This is a genomic window from Myroides sp. C1519, from assembly GCF_038039755.1.
Classification (GTDB): Bacteria; Bacteroidota; Bacteroidia; order Flavobacteriales; family Flavobacteriaceae; genus Flavobacterium; species Flavobacterium phaeum_A.
This window is the reverse complement of the sequence record NZ_JBBPHM010000001.1, coordinates 115,842-133,901: the sequence shown is the minus strand read 5'-3', so window position 1 is coordinate 133,901 and position 18,060 is coordinate 115,842. Positions and strand designations below refer to the sequence as shown.

Here is an 18,060-nt window from a genome sequence, read left to right as displayed (position 1 = left end):
CAATAAGCTTAAATTTGCGCAAACAACACACTTTTTATGAATACTAACAATAGATACGCACTACGCGGAGTTTCTGCGGAAAAAGAAGATGTTCACAATGCTATTAAGAACATTGACAAAGGGTTATTTCCTAAAGCTTTTTGTAAGATTATTCCAGACCATTTAACAGGAGATGAAGATTACTGCTTGATTATGCACGCTGATGGAGCAGGTACAAAATCGTCTTTAGCTTATATGTATTGGAAAGAAACAGGAGATATTTCTGTTTGGAAAGGAATTGCTCAAGATGCGCTTATTATGAATATCGACGATTTACTGTGCGTTGGTGCAACGGATAATATCTTGTTGTCAAGTACAATTGGTCGTAATAAAAACTTGGTTCCAGGTGAGGTTATTTCTGCTATCATCAATGGTACTGAGGATTTGATTAAAGAATTGAAAGCATTTGGTGTAACGATCCATTCAACAGGAGGGGAAACAGCAGATGTGGGAGATTTAGTTCGCACAATTATTGTTGATTCGACTGTTACTGCTCGTATGAAACGCAGTGATGTGATTGACAATGCGAATATTCAACCTGGTGACGTAATCGTAGGATTAGAGTCATTCGGACAAGCAACGTATGAAAAAGAATACAATGGTGGAATGGGAAGTAATGGACTTACTTCAGCAAGACACGATGTGTTTGATCACTCGTTAGCAGCAAAATACCCAGAGAGTTTTGACTCGTCTGTACCAGAAGAATTAGTGTATTCAGGAAAGGTGAACTTAACTGATGCAGTGGAGGGTTCTCCAATAGACGCTGGTAAGTTGGTATTGTCTCCAACAAGAACGTATGCGCCAATTATCAAAGCTATTCTGTCTAAATACAAAGCAGATAGCGTACACGGAATGGTACATTGTAGTGGAGGAGCACAAACGAAAATATTGCACTTTGTAGATAATTTACATATTGTAAAAGATAATTTATTTGCTGTGCCACCTTTGTTTAAGTTGATTCAGGAACAATCTAATACGGATTGGAGAGAAATGTATCAAGTGTTCAACTGTGGTCACAGAATGGAGCTTTATGTTAAACCAGAAGTAGCGGCAGATATCATTGCTATTTCAGAATCGTTTAATGTAAAAGCACAAATTGTAGGTCGTGTAGAGGCTTCAGAAGAAAAGAAACTAACGATTACATCAGAATACGGAACATTTAATTACTAAAAAGAATACATATAAAAATGGCAAGATTACTATCTATCGACTTCGGTAAAAAACGCACTGGAATTGCAGTTACTGATGAATTTCAAATAATAGCTTCAGGCTTAACGACGGTTGATACATCGGAATTGTTGCCATTTTTAAAAGAATATTTTGCAAAGGAGAAGGTGGAAAAGGTGATTATAGGAGAACCTAAACGCTTAAATAACGAACCATCTGAAGTAGTTCCTTTGCTAAATGAGTTTATTGGTAAGTTTGAAAAGAACTTTCCGGCAATGCCAGTAGAGCGTATTGATGAACGCTTTACTTCTAAGATGGCATTCCAAACAATGATAGACAGTGGGTTGAAGAAAAAACAGCGACAAAATAAAGCGTTGATAGACGAAATAGCTGCGACTATAATCCTTCAAGATTATATGAATAAATTCTAAATTGTCTTTTTAAAATATTTTTTGAGAGATTCCTACAATTTCTCTATAATATAGATTAATTTTGCAAAAAAATAAATCCGATATAATGTCAAGTATACAAAAATCAGAGGCTGATGTTGTTTTGGTAGGTGCAGGAATTATGAGTGCTACACTCGGTGTCCTATTGAAAGAGCTGAAACCAAACTTAACCATTGAGGTTATTGAGCGTCTCGACAGTGCAGCTGCCGAAAGTTCTGATGCAATGAATAATGCCGGAACTGGACACTCTGCGTTTTGTGAATTAAATTATACGCCTGAAAAAGCAGACGGTACAATTGATGCTACTAAGGCAATCAATATTGTTGAACAATTTGAAGTGTCTCGACAATTTTGGTCTTATTTGGTAAAGAAAAATATTCTTAAAAAGCCAAATAGTTTTATTAATACTGTGCCTCATATGAGCTTTGTATGGGGAGAGAATAACGTTAACTTCTTGAGAAAACGTTATGCAGAGCTTCAAAAATACCCGTTATTCCACGGAATGGAGTTTTCTGAAGATCCAAAACAAATTAAAGAGTGGGCGCCATTATTAATGGACAACCGTAAAACGGATGATGTTTATGCTGCTACGCATATGCCATTAGGAACGGATGTTAACTTTGGAGACTTAACTCGTCAGTTATTTGATCACTTAAAAAGCGAGAATGGTGTAAATATGAGTTTTAACACTCAAGTTACAGATATTAAACGCAAAGGTGATGTTTGGACAGTTTCTTCTACAGATCGCAAAACAGGAGCTAAGAAAGTAGTTAACTCTAAGTTTGTATTTGTAGGTGCTGGTGGTGGAGCTATTTTGTTATTACAAAAGGCTGATATTCCAGAGAGTAAAGGTTATGGTGGTTTCCCTGTAGGAGGTGAGTGGCTTGTATGTCGTAATCCTGAAGTAGTGAAAAAACATATGGCTAAAGTGTATGGTAAAGCATCTGTTGGAGCACCTCCAATGTCTGTACCTCACTTAGATACTCGTTTTATCGACGGAAAACATTCATTGTTATTCGGTCCTTATGCTGGTTTCTCTACTAAGTTCTTAAAACAAGGTTCAAATGCTGATTTATTCAAATCATTAGAAATGAATAATATTGGACCAATGCTTGGTGTAGGAATGCGTAATATGGATTTGACTAAATACTTGATCGGACAAGTATTACAGTCTGAGAAATCTCGTTACGAAGCGTTAAGAGCGTACTATCCAGATGCTAAAGATGAAGATTGGTCATTAGAGAAAGCTGGACAACGTGTTCAGGTTATCAAAAAAGACAAAGACGGTAAAGGTATTTTACAGTTTGGTACAGAGGTAGTAAACTCTGCTGATGGGTCAATTGCTGCGTTATTAGGAGCTTCTCCTGGTGCATCTACAGCTACACCTATTATGTTGAAATTACTTTCTCAATGTTTCAAACAAGAGTTTCAATCAACTGAATGGCAAGCTAAATTCAAAGAAATGATTCCTTCTTTTGGATTAAAATTGAATGAGCACCCAGAATTGGTAGCTGAAATTAGAGAGAATTGTTCTTCTGTATTGAAGGTATTCCCTCATAATAAATAAGAATATTCTTACTTTATATAACAAGCACTCCTTGAAAAAGGGGTGCTTTTTTTGTTTGTAGTTTTTAAAATAGTAAGAGTTTTAATTAGAGGTTATATGTTAAATATAATTGCACCGTATAGGCTGTAATCACTACCTTTTGATAGTAATTCTTACTATCCTAAAAATACTAATATGTTTAAATGATATGAGTGATTTATATTGTTTTTTGAAAAAATAGTGATATATCATATTTTTATTTATGTAAATAATAGTAAATTCGCACTTTGTCACTTTAGCTTTTGTCTTTGGTATTTAATTAAGGCTTTTCACAGTATGAATTTAAGAGTGTTTATTAAGAAATCAGTACTACTGTTTGCAGTATTATTCTTGTTGGTATTATATAGTTGTCAAAAGAGGAATGCAGCAAAATTGCATTCAGATAGCATAGCTATAAGTACATTTATAAATAAATACGATTATTATAGAAAAGATAGCTTACAAGTCAAACAACTTGGTGATATAGAAGCAAAAGTTTTAGGTTTATCCAATACTAAGGAAAACAGGGAAATAATACATCGTTTTATATCAAAAACAAAAGCAGATAAAGTTTTCTCACATCATCTTTTGAAGTACGCAGAACAAGCGGAAGACTCTACAGATATGGCTCGTGCTTATATGTCATTAGGTAAGTTTTTCGAAAATAGATTTAAGATTGATAGTTCTTATTATTTCTTCACACAAGCAGAGCAGTTATTTTTAAAAACGCAAGATTCATTAGATTTAGAAGAGGTTTATATCCATAAAGCCGAACTGTTAACAGGAAATTCAATTTATGGTGAGGCTGAAAATCAAATGACTAAATCTATTGGTTATGGATTAAGCAATCGCGATTCTAAACGTCTATTTCAACAATACTGTATAATGGGAGAAATACTTGTTGGATTAGGACAAAATGATGAGGCGATTGATTTATATAATCAAGCATATGAGATGCTGGATACTAAGGAATTAAGAAATCTAACAACAGATTATTATAGGAGATTAAATCGTGCGAATATCCATAATAATGTATCTCGTATTTTAATAAAACAAGAACGATATGAGTTAGCTATCACCTCTTTACAAGACGCAATAGATAAACAGATAGATTTTGATCATCCAATAGATAAACAGGTTTATTCAGCTTTAGCACTTAATTTAGCAATTGCTCAAATGAAAAGTGGTGAGTTATCTAAAGTAAGTAGTTTAGCTAATATATCTATGGATATTTCAACAAAGTTCGGAAATTTAGTCTTAGAAAACTTAGCAAAATTATGCTTAGCAGAATATAATTATTTGAGTAATAAACCTAAGACTGCACATAGTATAATAAAAGAGGTTTTAGACTATGCTGAAAAGGAAGATGACTTTCAAACAAATTTGAACGCTGTAGAGTTATTACTGAAGTATGAAGAAGACAAAGCATCTGAAAATTTCAATACTTATTTGTCATTGCAAAGACGTGCAGTGGATGAGAACAATCTTACAAGAAATAAGTTTTCAAGAATTAAGTATGAAGCAACTACTTTAGAAAAATCAAATATTGCCTTAAAACAAGAAAAGAACACAATTGTAGTAGTTAGTGGAATATTATTTTTATTGTCTTTATTAATTTTATTAGTTGTTTTCTATTTACAGAGGAAAAGAAAATTAATGATTGTAAGAATGTTACAAGGGGATACTGAGAGGTACTATAATTCAATTATTAAGAGTCATAATGAGATGTCTGAGGCTCAAGAAAGTGAGCGAAATGAAATAGCAAAAGAACTGCACGACGGTGTATTAAATAAGCTTTTTATAACGCGTTTTTCATTGATGCAGTTAGAAGAAGAGAATTTTAGTCAACAGAAAAATTTACTTGTTAATGAACTTAAAGATGTTGAAAACTATTTAAGAGGTGTATCACACGCTTTAGCCAACGAAAATAGTATGCTAATTGAACAGTTTGTTCCGTTATTAAGAGAATTAGTTGAACTACAGAATAGAAACTTGGCAATAAAGTTTAGATATCATATTGATGAAAAATTAGATATTGATAATTTATCACATCATTGTAAGATTAATATATATAGAATTTTACAAGAGGTATTACAGAATGTTCAAAAACACTCTGAAGCAACAAAGTGTTACGTAACTATAAAACAAAAAACAGAGGATACGTTTGAAATTGAAGTTAATGATAATGGAAAAGGGTTTGATCAGCGTGGGGTTAAATACGGACAAGGACTTCTCAATATAAAAGAACGCACAGAACTTATAGGTGGACAGTTTGAAATTAAAAGCAGTGTTGGAGTTGGTACTATTGTTCTATTAGTGTTTAAAAAGTAATAGAACATTTGAAGTATATACTATAGGTTTATTTGTTAATATAAATACAAAATATCGAATTATTGTCAATTATAGCAGAAAGTATTATTTATTTTTTTATAAATAGTGTAATTATTATTGTTATTATAACATAAATAGTTTTGTAATGAGTACTTTTGGAAATGAAATGTCAATTTTAAGTTTATAGTACTGAATTATAGGCTTATATATTTGAATTTTCGTGAGGTTATATTCGTTTTGTTAGTTGATTTAGAACTCGATGGAAAAGTTTAGAGATAATATAAAGGTAACATTTGGCTATATTGGCTTTATCACACTGGTTGGTGTTATGAGTATGGCTTGCCATCGGGAAAATGACACGAGTTATTCTCAAGTTGATATTCTAAGACAGCATATAGATAAGTATGATAGAATTACCGCAAATGAAAAAGAAAAGGCAGAAATAGATTCTATAGGGCAGTTAGTAAAAAAGTTGCCAAATTCAGAGGAAACAAGAGAATTGATGGCTTATTACATTAGAAAAACTTATGCCGATATGTCTTATATTGATTTATTATCGGAATTAGCTACTAAAGACAATGATCAACGTTTTGAGGCAAGGAGTTACTATTTAAAAGGAGTTAACTATGAGAGCAGATTTGTTTTTGATACGGCGTATTATTACTACACAAAAGCAGAATATATTTATACCGCTATTAATGACACTGTACTATTAAGAGATGTTTATCGCTCTAAAGGTGTTGTTTTATTAAATAATCGCATTTTTACAGAGGCTCAGTCAAATGTTTTAAAGCTTATACGTTTAAATAAATATCAAGATGATATAAAGGTTGACTATATGTCAAAATTAATTCTTGGTAGTATTTTGGCAGGACTTGGAGAAACTGATGAAGCAATTGTTTCTTTATTTGAAGCTCTTGATTATTTATACGATCCTCGAATTGATAAAATTTACAATGAGAATGTAAAACGATTAAACTTTGTCACTGTTTACAAAAATATAGTTGAAGCTTATCTTAAAAAAGAGGACTATGAGGTAGTTCGTCAACTTGTAGATGAGACTATAGATAAGTACTTAGGACGTGAGGGGGCTTATGACGATATATTAACTGCACAATTAATTACTTTAAAAGCAACAGCAAATATTGCAGAAAAAAAAGTAAATGGAGTTGAAAGTGAACTGAAGAAAGCTATTGCTTTTAATATAAAGCATTCAAATCCTAAAGATGAAAATATTGCTAAGATCGCTTTAGGTGAATTACTGTTTTTAAAAGGGGATTCAGAACAAGCTGTATCTGTTTTGAATGAGGTTAGAGCTTATACCATAAAATTCAATGATCTTGCGTTAGAAAAGGAAGTTTTATCTAAACTGCTGAAATTTGATAAAGTTCACCATCAAGAATATTTTATACGATATGAGGAATTAGGTGATTTATTGACTGATGAAAATAGGATGATCAAAAATACCTTTGCTCGTATCAGTTATGAGGCAGATTTCTTAATTAAGGCAAATAAAAAACTACAAAGCCAGAAAGATGTAATAACTCAAGTGGGGAGTACAATGTTAGGTTTAGCTGTACTTATCTTTTTTATTATTTTGTTTAGACAGAAATCGCGTGAAGTAAAAATGGTTAAGTTATTTCAACAGGACACTGAAAAATACTATAGCTCTATTTTAACGATTCACGACAAAATGGGACAGGCGCGTTCTCAAGAGAGAAAAGAGGTCGCTAAAGAACTACACGATGGTGTACTAAATAAGCTTTTTGTAACTCGTTTTTCATTAATGCAGATAACAGAAAATACACTTGAAAAGCAAAGAAATTTACTGATAAATGAAGTAAAAGAAGTTGAAGAGTATATTAGAGGTGTATCGCATTCGCTTGGTAATGAAGAAAGCTTTAAGATTAGTTTTTATAATCAGCTGTTAGAAGACTTAGTGCAGATACAAAATCGAAATGAACAAACAGAGTTTACGTTAGTTATTGCGCCTGAATTAGATTTACAAAACCTTTGTCACCGAATTAAGATTCACCTATATAGAATAATACAAGAGGCTTTACAAAACGTTCATAAATATGCAAAGGCAACCAATTGTATTGTTATTTTTAGAAAACTTAATGAGGGGGGGATAGAATTGTTAATTAAAGATAATGGAGTAGGGTTTGAAGTAAAGAAAGTTAAACGGGGTTTAGGACTAAATAATATACAAGATCGATGTGATTTGGTGAATGCGTTTTTCCATATTCAAAGTGCTAAAGGTAAAGGTACAACACTTCGAATAGTAATAGGTTAAATATATTTTTTGTTTTATATCGGGTGTTTTTCGTGTGTTTAATGTAATTTATTTTAAAATAAACTAATAAAATCTCTTCATTAAAAAGCTTTTTTTGTATTTTAGAGAAACTAAAAATCAAAAAAGCATTATTATGAAAGACAATCAATCAGGAAAACAAGAAGATTTGAAGAAAAAAGCGAATGATGTAATTGATTCAGCTAAAGATAAAGCGGAGGGGTTTATTGAAAACTTATGGGATAAAGCGAAGGACGTTGCGGAAGATGTTGTAGATAGTCTTAAAGATTTGGGAGAAGCTGCTAAGGAAGAGGTCGGAAAAGTCGAACATTCTGTTAAAGATGCTTATGAAGGTGCTAAAGATAAAGCTAATGAGGTAATTGATAAGGCAAAAGCTTCTGTAGAGGAAAGTAAAGAGAAGACAGAGAATGGGCTTGGAGATATGAAGTCTGATGCAGGACAAATTGTAGACAATATTAAAGGTACTGTAGAAGAAGGTAAGGATAGAGCAAAAGAAGCTTTTGAAGATGTAAAAGAAGCTGCTAAACAAGCAGGAGATAAGTTAAAAGAAGGTCTTAACGACGCAGAAAATAAATTGAAGTAGGAATTTGCTTACTCATACTACGTGTTTTTTTATAGCCAAGGGTAACCTTGGCTTTTTTGTGTTTAAATAGTTGCTGTTTAGTATGTTAAGTAATTAAGTATTCGTGTAATTTGTCATTATTTAGTTTTGTAGTGTAACTGTAAATATATACTTTAAAGAACACTATTATAACGCAATAATCTGTTCGTCAAGTAACGCTCCATTGGGGTCTGTAAGGCGAATGATAATAGCTGTATAGCTTGATTTTATTTGCGCTTTGTTGGCTTGTCTAAAGTTATATCCGTAAACCATAGCAGATTCTTTACCGGCTTGTTTTGTGATGTGAATTTGATGGGTTAGTATAAGCGTATCGTTGTCAATGCTCTTTTCTTTAGTTAGTGACATCTTACTTACTGATAACCCAGATGATGGATACCATCCTTGTACAGTATAGTTCAATTGGTTTTCTTTAATGCGTATCGCTGCTATTTTGTTGTGGTTTATATCTTGTCGATAAGAAACTAAACGTGTCGTAAAGCGCTCTTTACCTGTTATTTCGTCTATTCCAATCACTTCTCTTTTCGGTTCATACAACGTAGGTGTGTAGCTAATACGCTCGTGCGAACTAACAATTTTGTTGTTTTGACATCCTAAAAAAGAGAATAGGCTAAGTAATACAAGGTGTTTTTTCATCTAAAAAAAATATAAGGCTAAAAATACACTTTATTTTTAACAAAATAAGCTGATTAACAATATGTTGTAAAGACATCTTACAGCGTGTAGATTAAAGGTTTTATAGGAAATAGTACAGTTTTCGAATTATTTATTGTTAAATTGACAATTATCATTTCCTAAACCCCGTAAAACTCCGTAATTTAACTCTTCGTAATAAAGACTAAAATCTACGCCCATGATAATGATTTATTTTCACGGATACGGGTCTGACCGTACTTCTCGTAAATTCCAAGACTTCAAAAAGTTGTTTAAAAGCTCGTCAAGCTATTGTGTTGAATGGACACCTGAGTCCGACTTTAATGGTATTCTAAATATCGTTGAAGCAAGTATAGCTGAAGAGGAGCAAGTAATTCTTATGGGAGACTCATCCGGTGCTAATTTTGCCTATCAGTTGAGAGAACGTAGAAAGAAGAAAGGATTAGCGTCTGTACTTGTTATGGTTAGTCCGCTTTTAGATTACGGTATGCGCATAGGGTCAAACTTAGAGTTTCCAGACAATTTAAAGAATAGTTTGATTACTATAGACGATCCTAAAGATGCGTTTATTTTGATTGGAAAACAAGATGAAGTAATTGATTACAAAGGTTTCCAAGAAAAAGGGTCTTACAATAGTGAGATATTATTTGTTGAAGATTCTCACCGTTTACCTAAATTCCGCGATTATTTAGGGTACATTAATTGTTATGTACAAAACAAATTAAGATTCGATTATTTTTAATAATATAAAACGAGGTAGTGATACCTCGTTTTTTTATGTCTACTTTTAAGGGGTTAGGCAATCAACTGATAGGTGGGCAACGGAATTTATTAAGTATTATAGTGGCTTTGTTTCTTTGTGTTACCTTATTTATGTGATTGTATTTTAGCTTGTTACTTAAAGTATTGTGCGTGTAAATAAATTGTTTTGCTGACACATAACTATCTCTGTTGATTGTGTTTTTGATGGGTTCCCTTGTATTATTCTTGTTTAGTTACTTTTTTAATATTCTGCTATTAAAACAAGATTTATAAGTGTTTTTCACGTAGAAAAATGCCAAGACAGACACGCTATCTGTGAAAAATGTAGTAAACTTGTAGTAAATACACAGGTTATGGCAGGTAATACATTTGGTAATCGTTTTCGAGTAACAACATTTGGCGAGTCGCACGGTGATGCGATTGGCGGTATCATTGACGGTTGTCCGGCTGGAATAGCATTGGATTTACAGGAAATTCAAGCGGAGTTGGATAGACGTAAACCAGGGCAGTCGAAGATAGTAACGCAACGTAAAGAGGCTGATGAAGTACGCTTTATGTCGGGTATTTTTGAGGGTAAAACAACGGGTACGCCAATTGGTTTTATCATTGAAAACACAAATCCAAAGTCTAAAGATTACGACCATATTAAGGATGTTTACCGCCCAAGCCACGCTGATTATGTGTACGACCAAAAGTACGGGCATAGAGATTACCGCGGAGGAGGGCGTAGTTCTGCTCGTGAAACTGCTTGTAGGGTAGTAGCTGGAGCTATTGCTAAGCAGGTGTTGTCTTCTGTTAAGATTACAGCCTATGTGGCGTCTGTAGGTGATATTTCAATTGATAAACCGTATCAAGAACTCGACTTTTCTACAATCGAACAAAACCCAGTGCGTTGTGCGGATCCTGCTATTGCAATTCAAATGGAGGAGTTAATCAAAGCGGTAAAGAAAGATGGAGACTCTATAGGGGGAACTATCTTCTGCGTGGTTCAAAACGTTCCTGTTGGTTTAGGCGAACCTGTCTTTGACCGTTTAGATGCGGAGTTGGCAAAGGCAATGTTGGGGATTAACGCTGTTAAGGGTGTTGAGTTCGGACGTGGGTTTGCTGGTACTACGATGCGTGGAAGTGAGCATAATGACGTTATCTTACCTGATGGAAAAACGGCTACGAATAACGCAGGCGGAATAGTAGGTGGTATCAGTAATGGTATGGATATCTATTTTCGTGTGGCGTTTAAACCTACGGCTACTTTGATGAAGGATCAGCAGTCTATCAATAGTGCAAATGAAGTAGTTACAGTACAAGGGAAAGGTCGCCACGATGCTTGTGTGTTACCAAGGGCAGTGCCTATTGTTGAGGCAATGACCGCAATTACTTTAGCGGATATGTTTATCGAACAATACGGTTATAAGAAACAAAAATAGGGGATTAAACTGACCTCTATAGCTTCACTATTTTATTGTTGTTGTCAAGTAATGAATAGTTATTCTCCTTAGTTTATAAGGGTAGAGTAGGTATAGAAGGGGTGTGTAGTATAGTTACGGATATAATGGCTTTAGATGTATGTGACAACGTAAACCTTGTATCAACGAGGGATACGCTGCTTACGGGTATTGTCGTTTCCTTACTTAAATAAAACCTTCTAATAAGTGTTACAATACATTGTTGTCATCAACTTATCCTTGTAGTTTAGTTGTGATGAAGTAGACTTGTTTGACAAAACGATAAAGCATTATAAAGTAAACGTAATCGTTTTAAAATCAGACGAGAATCAATAGATGTCCTTTTGCTTGACTACCTAAAACGTCAATGTGATAACAGTACCATTCTTTAGAGACGACTGTATATCAAAGCCTATACTATGTTGGTCAAAGATAATTGTAGCAAGTGATAACCCAATACCACTTCCTTTGATATTCCCTACATTCTTACCGCGATAAAATGTTTGTTTGATAAAGGTTAAATCGTCAGAGGCAATACCCTTGCCGTGGTCTGTAACCACAACGTTCAGGCGACCATTGACAGACTTTAATACAATCTCAACCGGATTGTTATTAGAGTATTTAATGGCATTTTCAATGATGTTGTACAATGCCAGGTGAATCAACGTTTCATTCCCTTTGAACTCTAACAACGAGAAGTCGTTTACTTGTATATCAATGTGCAGTTGTGTTTTAAACTCCGTTAGCTTATTGTGCAATGCCTCGTTAATATCCCATATCAATTCGTCTATACGCACAAGCTGTGACTGGTGTTCTGCATTTTTTAACCCCGATAATAGCAGCAAGTTAGATAAGATACTTTCAATCTTATAAACATTGTCTAATGCTTCTTGGGTTACTTGTTTATATTCTTCAGGAGAGCGTTCTTTTTGTGCAAACACCTCTAAGCTTCCGCTAATTGCCGTAAGCGGAGTTTTAAATTCGTGAGACACATAGTTGATGAAGTTCTTTTGTACAAGGAAACTTTCAGACAATCGAGCCAATAGCTTGTTGTACGTTGTGATAAGCTCTTCTAACTCATCGTCTGTTTTAGGCACAGCAATTCCTTGCTCTAAGTTTGAGTAGTTTACTTCGTTTACCTGTTGTACTATATTCTTAATCGGCTTGTACGCCACATTTGAGATATAGCGACTTAATAGGTAAATAGCCAATAATCCCAATAGCAAAACAATACCCAATATCAGTAGTAAACTCTTGATTTGAGAGGCATATTCAGTACCGGGTTCTTTTGTAAAGACCACAAAATCACCTTGATTATCAGGGTAAAACATTCCGTAGTAAAAAGAGTTGTCCTTTTTAAAATAGAAGGTTTCATTCTTGCGTATTAACGACAGAATCTTATCTGTAATATTTGGGTCGTCAATTAGTTGACCAAACTCCACTGTGTTATTAGCATTGATAACAGCCACGTTCTTACTTAGGATAGTAGTCCTAAATTGGTCGCGAATAACTGAATGCTCATTTTGAGGCAACTCGTCTTGTTCTAAATAGTAGATAGCCGAAAGTAGGGTTGTATTCTCAAGCTCACTAAAGATATTGTCTTGTGCTCGTTTGTAGTAAGCCAAAAATATCAGGAGAGAAGCCAAACAGAATACAATACCAAAGGTAATCGTACTATAAAGCGTCAAGCGGTTGCGTAAATTCATAATTATTCTTGTAACATATAACCCGTTCCTTTGATCGTGTGAATCATTTTGCCTTGTGATTCATCCAGTTTATTTCTCAAATAAGAGATATACACATCTACAACATTTGTATTGGTGTCAAACTGAATACCCCACACGCGTTCCAGAATTTGCATTCTCGACACGACCTTGTCTTTGTTTTCCAACAAGAACAACAGCAATTTGTATTCACGAGGAGACAAGTCTATTTGTTTATCTCCTTGCATTACAAGGTGTTTTTCGGGGTCAAGCTTTAAATCGCGGCATACATAAACGTGTTCCCTTTTTTCGTAGTTAAACTTCGTACGTCTTGTCAGTGCATTAATACGAGAAATCAACTCGCTAAAGTGAAACGGTTTAGTCAAGTAATCATCAGCACCACCGTCTAAAGCAGAGATTTTGTCTGAGGTTTCACTCAAAGCGCTCAACATTAGAATAGGCGTGTAGTTCTTCTTAAAACGAATCATTTTAGTCAACTGAATACCATCAATGCCCGGCAGCATAATGTCCATCAAGATTAAGTCCCACTCTCCATTTAAGATAAGCTCTCTTGCGTGCTCACCCGTTTGTGCGAGTTCAACTCTCATTCCGTTTTCCTCTAAACCCTTTACGATGAAATCGCTAATGCGTGTGTCATCCTCAACTAATAGTATATTCACAATTAAAGTCTTTCCATATTTGATTTCATAAAATCAGTTACCAAATAAGCAATCAGTTTACCTACTAAGTGACTGTTTTGTTCAAAGTCTAACGACGGCGCTCCTTCACAAATGTGTAGGTAGCTTGCATTGCGCGACTTTCCAAAGAAGTGGATGAATTGACGTAATCGCTCTGCCGAGAAACCTGTTGGTGTAATGGCACTACTTGCAATCATTGGCACCGCGTCTAAATCAATCTCAATTCCATAGTAATTATAGTCTATGTGCTTTTGAGCTGTAATTAACTCAGTGTCAAAAGACTTTTCTTTTCTAATGCGTATTTGCTCATACGTATTGTACTTCACACGGTCTGCATTCGCCTTTATATCAGCAAATATAGTCTTTGAAGTATAGTTTTCGTGTAGTCCAAAAATGAAGTAATTCTTCAAGAACCCTTCTTCAAAGGCATAAGAAAACCCATTACCACTATGGCGACCTTCTAAAGGACGGAAATCAGAATGCGCGTCAAAGTTAATGACATTGATGTGCTTCCCTTTTGCCAAAGCAACTCCTTTGATATTACCATAAGCGTTGTTGTGTCCTCCGCCAATAATAATCGGAATTTTACCAGCATTAACTATTTTGGTAATTGTATGAGAAACCTCTTTGTCAATACAAGAAACCAATTCACACAAGCGTTTTCTGTCCTCTTTACTTGTTGTGTCTAAGTTTCTCGCCTCAGCCATTTCTTGTTCAAAGTCTAAATGACCAACAATTGTAGTCCAACTTCCCTTACAAAAGCGGTTGTGTTGAATATTGAGGAAACTGTTTAAAAACGATTGCCAAGCCGTAGCGGTTCCAGGGCGACCCAGGTTTGCTTTAACCCCAATGTCTTCCGGAATACCAATAATAGCGTATTTTGCATCTATCGTTGCTAATTCGTCTTCCCAATTAGCATCTGATTCTAAGGTATGTATTCTCTCGCCAAACTTAATTTCGCCACTTCTAAACTTTGTAAGGGCAATTAAATCAGCTTTCTTGAATAATTTTATCTTTTGACTATTCATAGTTCAATTTTTTGTGGTGTGTAAAAAAGAGGAGTTCCTCTGTCTTATTGCAACTTTCCGTTTAAGATAACCTGCTCAATGTTGTTACTACCAAATGCGTATGGCAATTCGTAAAAAGAGTGCAATGGCTTCGTGATAATCAAACTTGCCTTTTTCCCTTTTGTGATACTACCATAATCTTGTCCAACGCCCATAGCATAAGCCCCGTTTATTGTAGCGGCATTAATAGCCTCTTCTGGAGTCATTTTCATCTTAATACAAGCCGTAGATACTACAAAGTTCATATTACCTGAAGGTGTAGTTCCTGGGTTTGAGTCAGATGCTAAGGCAATTGGCAATCCAGCGTCAATCATTTTACGTGCGGGTGTGTACGGAATCGAAATAAAGAACGAACACGTAGGTAGGGCTACAGGCATTGTTTTACTCCCTTTTAAGATAGCAATATCTTCATCGGTTACTATTTCCAAGTGGTCAACTGATAAAGCACCATTCTTCACACACATTTCAATTCCGCCAATAGCTGTAAATTGGTTAACGTGTACTTTCGCAATCATTCCGTGTTTTTGTCCCGCTTGAATAATGCGTTCTGTTTCTTCACAAGAGAAGTATCCTGTTTCTAAGAAAGCATCTACATATTCCGCCAACCCTTCTTTTGCGATAGCCGGAATCATCTCATCAACCAGTAAATCGATGTATCCTTTGTGATTGTCCTTATACGCTGTTGGGAATGCGTGAGCCCCTAAAAATGTAGCTTTTATTTCAATAGGGTAGTTGTCTTTCAACTTCTTGATTACCCTAAGCATCTTTAGTTCCGCCTCTAATGTAAGTCCGTAACCAGACTTTATTTCAACCGCACCTGTACCTTGTTGGATAACCTCCTCTAAGCGTTTGCGCGATTGTTCGTATAATTCTTCTTCTGAAAGTTCTTGTAATTTCTTAGCTGAGTTTAAAATTCCCCCTCCGCGATTGAATATTTCCTCGTAACTCAATCCGTTGATTCGATCTACAAACTCCAACTCTCTGTTGCCAGCATATACTAAATGAGTGTGGCTATCTACCCAAGTTGGTAAAACAGTTTTCCCCGTAACATCAATTACCTCGTCAAAATCAGCAGTCGGACAATCGCTCATCGGACCAAAGTCTTTAATGATGTCGTTTTCAATTAAAAGGAAAGCGTTTTCAAGCACAGGCAGTGTTTTCATTTCTCGTCCTTCTAATTTGTCGATATGTTGATTTCTAACTTGTAGAATTTCCTTGATGTTTTTCAGTAGTATAGTCATTGTTTTTTGTTTTGTTATTAGTCCTCAATATACTGTTTAATTGGAAAAACCAGTATATTTATTCAAAATTAAGAAATGTGAGGCGAGTTAAATATAATAAAATAAGAAAACTTCAGGGCAATTATTTAGAATATTCAGGTGATTTTCCGGATGTTCCTATTTCAATGCAGTTATTTGTCTATGATGAAAACAAATTTGAGGAGTACAACGATTTGAGTTTAAAGGAAATAGAGGATATTCTGAATGCGGCAAGTCCAAATGCTATCAAATGGTTTAATTTACACGGATTACACGATATTGAGTTGCTTCAAGAGATAGGGCGTTTCTTTAATATCGAATCTTATATTATGGCGGAGATACTGAACTTTTCAAGACGTACGCGTGTTGAGGAGTTGGATGATGTTATGTTTTTTAGTGTCAAGGCAATATTACCGTTTAAAGAAACGGATGTTACTATAGACGTAGAACAAGTTAGCTTTATCTTGAAAAACGAAATATTACTGTCGTTTCAAGAAAAGAAAGGCGATTTTTTCAATGTAATTAGAGAGCGTATTCGCACGAAGACAGGTTTAGTGCGCAAGCGTGATTCGAGTTATTTGTTGTACGCTTTAATGGAGTCGTTGATGGACAGCTTCCTGACGGTGTTAGATGTAGTTGAAGATGGGGTAGAGACGGTGTTAATAGATGCGAAGACGCAGTATCAAAGACGTACGTTGGTCAATATTGAAGGATATACGCAGGAGTTACAAGACATTAAACGAGCTATTATTCCACTGAGAGAGGTGTTGTACAGTCTTAAAACCCAACACGACAAAGGGAATACGGATTGTATTATCAGCAAGTCGAGTATGGTGTTTTTTGAGCGTTTACAGTTTAAATCGGTGGAGTTGCTTGACCAGATAGAGTATAACCTCAACAAATTAGACAGTGCTACAAACTTCTTCTTTTCAGCACAAAGCAACCGTATGAATGAGATTATGAAGGTATTGACAATAGTATCTGTCATCTTTATTCCCTTGACATTTATCGTTGGGGTGTACGGAATGAACTTTGAGAATATGCCAGAATTGAAGTTTGAAAATGGGTATTATTGGACTTTAGGAGGAATGTTTGCCTTGGTTATCGTAATGATATTGTATTTCAAATGGCGTAAATGGTTTTGATTAGAATAGCTGTTTCAAAGGAGTAGAAAAAAATAAAGCTCTATCAACAACAATAGAGCTTTAATTAGGAAACAACATATAACGTTATAGAAACGAGTTCTATATAGTTCGAATTTAGTGTTGATTTATAAATATTGGATAAGATAGCTTAACGCAATATATCAACATATAAATCAGGATGAATATTATAGTGCTTCATAACAACAAGAATGTTTGTTTAAGCAGGAAATATTTTAGGTAATTAATGAGTCTATAGCTATTAAATTGAAGAAGATGTTTTAAAAGTAATTCTACATATTGCGAATCAATATTTACTTGTAATATTTCTTACTTAAAATTAATCTAAAGTATTGTACTTATTATTACTCTACTGATTTATTCTTGTACAAAAATAGATAAAATAGGTACTGCAAAGACTTAAAAAGTAGCTAAAACTTTGTGTATTATTGCTTTTTGCGAATAAATTATTGGGATTGTTAATCTTTGTTTTTTAAACCTCGAATTTTTACTAAAACAATTATTTTTAAAGAGAAATAAGGATAAAAATTAATGGCGTTTGACGCAATATGTCCTTGCTTTTTGACAGATTGTTATTATTTGGTCGAATTTGGTGTAAATAAATTAACATTTGAAAGAATATCAAGTAGAATAAAAGTGAGTAAAAACAAATGTTAGTTATAAAGAGAAAAGAAAAATTTGTTGCATTTTATAACGGGATAAGTAAGGAAAGCAAAACTTAATTAGGTAGTTTGTTTTTTGTGTAATCTATGTTAAGTGTATAAAACGCATTTCTTTTTATGCCTTTGGACAACATTAATCAGAAAGA

14 protein-coding genes are annotated in these 18,060 nt (G+C 34.3%); 9 read left to right on the top strand and 5 right to left on the bottom strand.

The features are described 5' to 3' along the window. The first annotated feature begins 36 nt into the window (after positions 1 to 36). The 6 genes from AABL81_RS00585 to AABL81_RS00560 all read left to right on the top strand — a co-directional run bounded on the left by AABL81_RS00585 (position 37) and on the right by AABL81_RS00560 (position 8,468). Positions 37 to 1,209 carry an AIR synthase related protein gene (locus tag AABL81_RS00585; RefSeq protein ID WP_090406432.1) on the top strand — a complete coding sequence of 391 codons (1,173 nt, stop codon included), beginning with the start codon at positions 37 to 39 and terminating at the stop codon, positions 1,207 to 1,209. A gap of 17 nt (positions 1,210 to 1,226) precedes the next feature. Next, positions 1,227 to 1,637 carry a Holliday junction resolvase RuvX gene (gene ruvX / locus AABL81_RS00580; protein WP_090406434.1) on the top strand — a complete coding sequence of 137 codons (411 nt, stop codon included), beginning with the start codon at positions 1,227 to 1,229 and terminating at the stop codon, positions 1,635 to 1,637. An 85-nt stretch (positions 1,638 to 1,722) separates the two neighbouring features. After that, a complete protein-coding gene (locus AABL81_RS00575) occupies positions 1,723 to 3,222 on the top strand; it encodes a malate:quinone oxidoreductase (RefSeq protein ID WP_158210732.1) in 1,500 nt (499 codons plus the stop codon). Positions 3,223 to 3,537: 315 nt separating this feature from the next. Next, on the top strand, positions 3,538 to 5,571 hold the full coding sequence (locus AABL81_RS00570) for a tetratricopeptide repeat-containing sensor histidine kinase (RefSeq protein ID WP_341340077.1): 2,034 nt from the start codon (positions 3,538 to 3,540) through the stop codon (positions 5,569 to 5,571). A 259-nt stretch (positions 5,572 to 5,830) separates the two neighbouring features. Next, entirely contained in the window at positions 5,831 to 7,867 is a 2,037-nt protein-coding gene (locus AABL81_RS00565) for an ATP-binding protein (RefSeq protein ID WP_341340076.1), read from the top strand. A 133-nt stretch (positions 7,868 to 8,000) separates the two neighbouring features. Beyond that, on the top strand, positions 8,001 to 8,468 hold the full coding sequence (locus AABL81_RS00560; protein WP_158210735.1) for a hypothetical protein: 468 nt from the start codon (positions 8,001 to 8,003) through the stop codon (positions 8,466 to 8,468). A gap of 165 nt (positions 8,469 to 8,633) precedes the next feature. Here AABL81_RS00560 and AABL81_RS00555 read toward each other — a convergent pair whose 3' ends face one another. Then, complete coding sequence (locus AABL81_RS00555; RefSeq protein WP_341340075.1) at positions 8,634 to 9,140, bottom strand: hypothetical protein; 507 nt, start codon at positions 9,138 to 9,140, stop codon at positions 8,634 to 8,636. Between the two features lie 217 nt (positions 9,141 to 9,357). Between AABL81_RS00555 and AABL81_RS00550 the strand changes: the two genes are divergently transcribed. Continuing rightward, the gene (locus tag AABL81_RS00550; protein ID WP_341340074.1) at positions 9,358 to 9,900 is read left to right on the top strand and encodes a YqiA/YcfP family alpha/beta fold hydrolase; all 543 of its coding nucleotides are present in this window, start codon (positions 9,358 to 9,360) and stop codon (positions 9,898 to 9,900) included. A gap of 373 nt (positions 9,901 to 10,273) precedes the next feature. Continuing rightward, positions 10,274 to 11,344, top strand: coding sequence for a chorismate synthase (aroC, locus tag AABL81_RS00545; protein WP_090406452.1), 1,071 nt, complete (start codon positions 10,274 to 10,276; stop codon positions 11,342 to 11,344). Between the two features lie 374 nt (positions 11,345 to 11,718). On the opposite strand, the gene AABL81_RS00540 is transcribed toward aroC, so the two are convergent. Genes AABL81_RS00540 through hutI form a run of 4 tightly spaced genes read right to left on the bottom strand, consistent with a single transcriptional unit; the run spans position 11,719 to position 16,071 of the window. After that, entirely contained in the window at positions 11,719 to 13,068 is a 1,350-nt protein-coding gene (locus AABL81_RS00540) for a sensor histidine kinase (protein ID WP_341340073.1), read from the bottom strand. Between the two features lie 2 nt (positions 13,069 to 13,070). Beyond that, on the bottom strand, positions 13,071 to 13,745 hold the full coding sequence (locus AABL81_RS00535; protein ID WP_158210739.1) for a response regulator transcription factor: 675 nt from the start codon (positions 13,743 to 13,745) through the stop codon (positions 13,071 to 13,073). A gap of 2 nt (positions 13,746 to 13,747) precedes the next feature. Further along, a complete protein-coding gene (locus AABL81_RS00530) occupies positions 13,748 to 14,791 on the bottom strand; it encodes a formimidoylglutamase (RefSeq protein WP_158210740.1) in 1,044 nt (347 codons plus the stop codon). Positions 14,792 to 14,835: 44 nt separating this feature from the next. Then, entirely contained in the window at positions 14,836 to 16,071 is a 1,236-nt protein-coding gene (gene hutI, locus AABL81_RS00525) for an imidazolonepropionase (RefSeq protein WP_341340072.1), read from the bottom strand. Between the two features lie 77 nt (positions 16,072 to 16,148). Between hutI and corA the strand changes: the two genes are divergently transcribed. Further along, complete coding sequence (gene corA, locus AABL81_RS00520; protein ID WP_341340071.1) at positions 16,149 to 17,234, top strand: magnesium/cobalt transporter CorA; 1,086 nt, start codon at positions 16,149 to 16,151, stop codon at positions 17,232 to 17,234. Positions 17,235 to 18,060: the final 826 nt, after the last annotated feature.